General features: G+C 48.9%; 1 protein-coding gene. It reads right to left on the bottom strand.

Annotated elements, in window-relative coordinates; translation table 11 throughout:
- Positions 1-218: 218 nt before the first annotated feature.
- The gene (locus AC5JLP_RS12550) at positions 219-2,285 is read right to left on the bottom strand and encodes a protelomerase family protein (RefSeq protein WP_496068251.1); all 2,067 of its coding nucleotides are present in this window, start codon (positions 2,283-2,285) and stop codon (positions 219-221) included.
- Between the last annotated feature and the right edge of the window lie 542 nt (positions 2,286-2,827).

Raw genomic sequence — 2,827 nt, 5'->3', positions numbered from 1 at the left:
ACGCAGCTTCTTCCAGCTTAATTTGCTCTCGTTGAGGTAACAAAAGAGGGATTAGACGACAAATAGCGTGAGATTTGCTCAGGCGACAAATAGCGTGAGACGACCTAAGACCTTTCAAAATACTGTTCTAATGCCTATCCTGCCTAGCTTTTAGGCTCTAAACTTGCCCGACATTCAGCGTGAGACGAGCGACAAAAAGCGAAAGACGCGACAGTAACTCACCCCTGGTATTTCACGTCCTGCCAATTTTCCAGCCCTAAATACTTACGGGCGATCGCCTGCAAAACTTCATCCTTCTTGATCACGCCAGCATTGTGCCTTGTGCCAATCAGCAATCGGCTATGATGCTCCTCCAGTTCTCCAGCTCTCTCTTTTAATAGCTCCTGGATTGCAGGCTGATAGTTAGCCCCAAGCGCAGAAGCCAGACCTTTAATGGTGGGAATTGAGATTCTTAGTTGGGTATCAGAGGCTTCCTGACTGGTGTTCCACGAAACGAGCGCGTCAATAATTTGATTCAGTTTTTCAGTTGTTTCGGCTCGATTGCGCCGCACCACCGGCGTTTCTGGTTTGGGTGCAGTGGGCTGAGTTGGAGTCGGAGGCGGAACCGGAGTAGCGGCTACAGTATTTGAGGCAGCGGAAGTATGGGCAACAGTGGCATTGTTGGGAGAAGCCGATTGACTCGATTCCCCTAAAAACTTCTGGATGCCCCCAAGCCGCGATCGCGTCTCCTGTAATTCCCGCTTCAATTGGGTATTTTCACCCCGTAGGCGATTCAGTTCTTCAGTCGTGGTCTGTGCTGCCTGAAGGCGATCGCGTTCTGCCTGAAGCTGCTGGCAGGTTCGCTCTAAAGTGTCAATGCGATCAGTGAACCAGGTGAGGCTAGAGGTCAAGTCGCTCACTGTGCGAGTCTGCTGCTGTTGCTGTTGGGATTCCCCAGACTCAAACGCCTCAAGCAGCGAGTGAAACAGTTCAGCCGCCGATCCCGTGATCCCACGCTTTGCCATCATCTCAGTCATTCTGGCAAGGTCATCCGCGTGAAGTTCTGGGCGCTTGGTCTTGGTTTTCTCAGTTGGCTGGCTCACTGGAGTTTGCTCCTCTACTGGGGTTTGGGTTAATTCGGTTTGAGTCGGTTCGATCGGTTCAGTGCTGCTGGTAGGGTGTTCACGTAGTGGCTCTTGTGGAGCATCGCTCAAACTCTCCCAAATCTGTTCAAAGTCCTGGTCCTTTGTTGTGGTTGCCGTTCCGTTCATCGTTTGTCGTTCCCTTTGCGGTTGAGTTTTGCGGAAGGCTTCAATCGGTTGCAGTCCAGGCAGAAGCCCTAGCTTGATGCCCAAGCGCCCATCGCGGTTGCCGTCTTTAGCGCCGATTGCGTAATCGTCGTAGTTGGCACGGGCGCTGTAGTTCGGTAGCTTTTTCCCGTCTTTGGTGAGGGTGAAATGCCCTTGAATTTCAGCCTTGAAGCTGTGTTCTGGCACGTTTACCGGACAGAACCAATGCGCCGCGATTGTGGCGTAGACGGCTCGAAAAACGTGTGTGTAGAGGTTTTCTCGATCGCTTCTGGCAGGAACCAAAGGGCTAAAATGCTCCACGCACTTAGCCGCTACAGAGTCGCTGTAGCGTTGATTCACGGCTTGTTTTGCCATCTTGAGTGAAAGGCTATTGAGCTTCAGATCCTCGATGCGTAGCCCCTTCTGAAGTCGCTCAATTGCCTTCAGCACTACATCGGCGGGTGCGAGGGTAGGAATTTCGATCGTTAGTCCTTCTGTCCCTTGTTTTTTAGCCATTTCGCTAAAAGTGATGCTCCACAATGATTTAGAAGAGAAGCGCGATAGCAGAATCTCGCTGATCCGTCGTCCCAATAACACTGCCAACCCCGCTCCCACGTCAGACCATTCAGCACTATCAAGTAGGTCTGTAGCGCGGTCTACAAGAGTTTGCGCCTGGTTGCTAGTGAAGTAGCGTGTTTCGCGGTCAGCAAGTTTGCCTCGCTGGGCATCGTTAAGTTCTCGATACTCCTCAGCAGAAGGAGAAATGAGAGCGATTGCGGGATGTCCAGGGTCAAGCGTTTTGAGAGCTTGGCAAAGGTTAGAGCGATAGTTTTTCTGCTGGGCAGGTGTAGTGAGATTGCGAGAATCAAGCTCATCAGAAAAGTGCAGCGCAAACTGTTGAGCCGAAATAGCCTGATCCTTGAGTCGGGGTAAGTAAGCCTTGATGAAATTGCGTACCCAACCAGTTGCCCCATGAGAGGCAGCAAGTCCAAGCCAGTTATCAGGAAGAGTGTCCATAGCGTTATCCACCTATCTATATCTATAATATCTTAACCTTAGCGTTTTGCGGTATCTATCTTATCTAAATCAGCTAAAGATAGATAGAAATAACTAATAACCTAATTCCCGTGCATTTCAGCTATCTCAATACGATCGCTCGATAGCAGTACTTTCAGGTTGTCAAGTATCTTAGCGATAAGAATAGCCGATAAGATAAATCACTGATTTAATTTCCTTATCGTTCAAAGGTCGGAAAGTGCGATTCCCGCTAAGGAAGACGATGCAACTAATAAAACGCTCTGTGCAGCAAAGTCTCAAAATCCTCTGCTACATGGTCATTCCAGGCTTTCACTAGAATTGAGATCGCTCCTCTGATTCCCGATCCCAAACGCTTTCTTATCGTTAATGCCCTACAAACGATAAGTTATTCAAATAGACAGAAATTCCTTATCGCTAGGGAGGGGTTAACAGCTAAGGATAAAATTAGTATCCTATAGTAATTTTATCCTTAGCTGTTAACCCCTCCCTAGCGGTAAGGAATTTCTGTCTATTTGAATAAC

The sequence above is a fragment of the Stenomitos rutilans genome (assembly GCF_059505485.1).
This window is presented reverse-complemented; position numbering and strand designations above follow the sequence as displayed.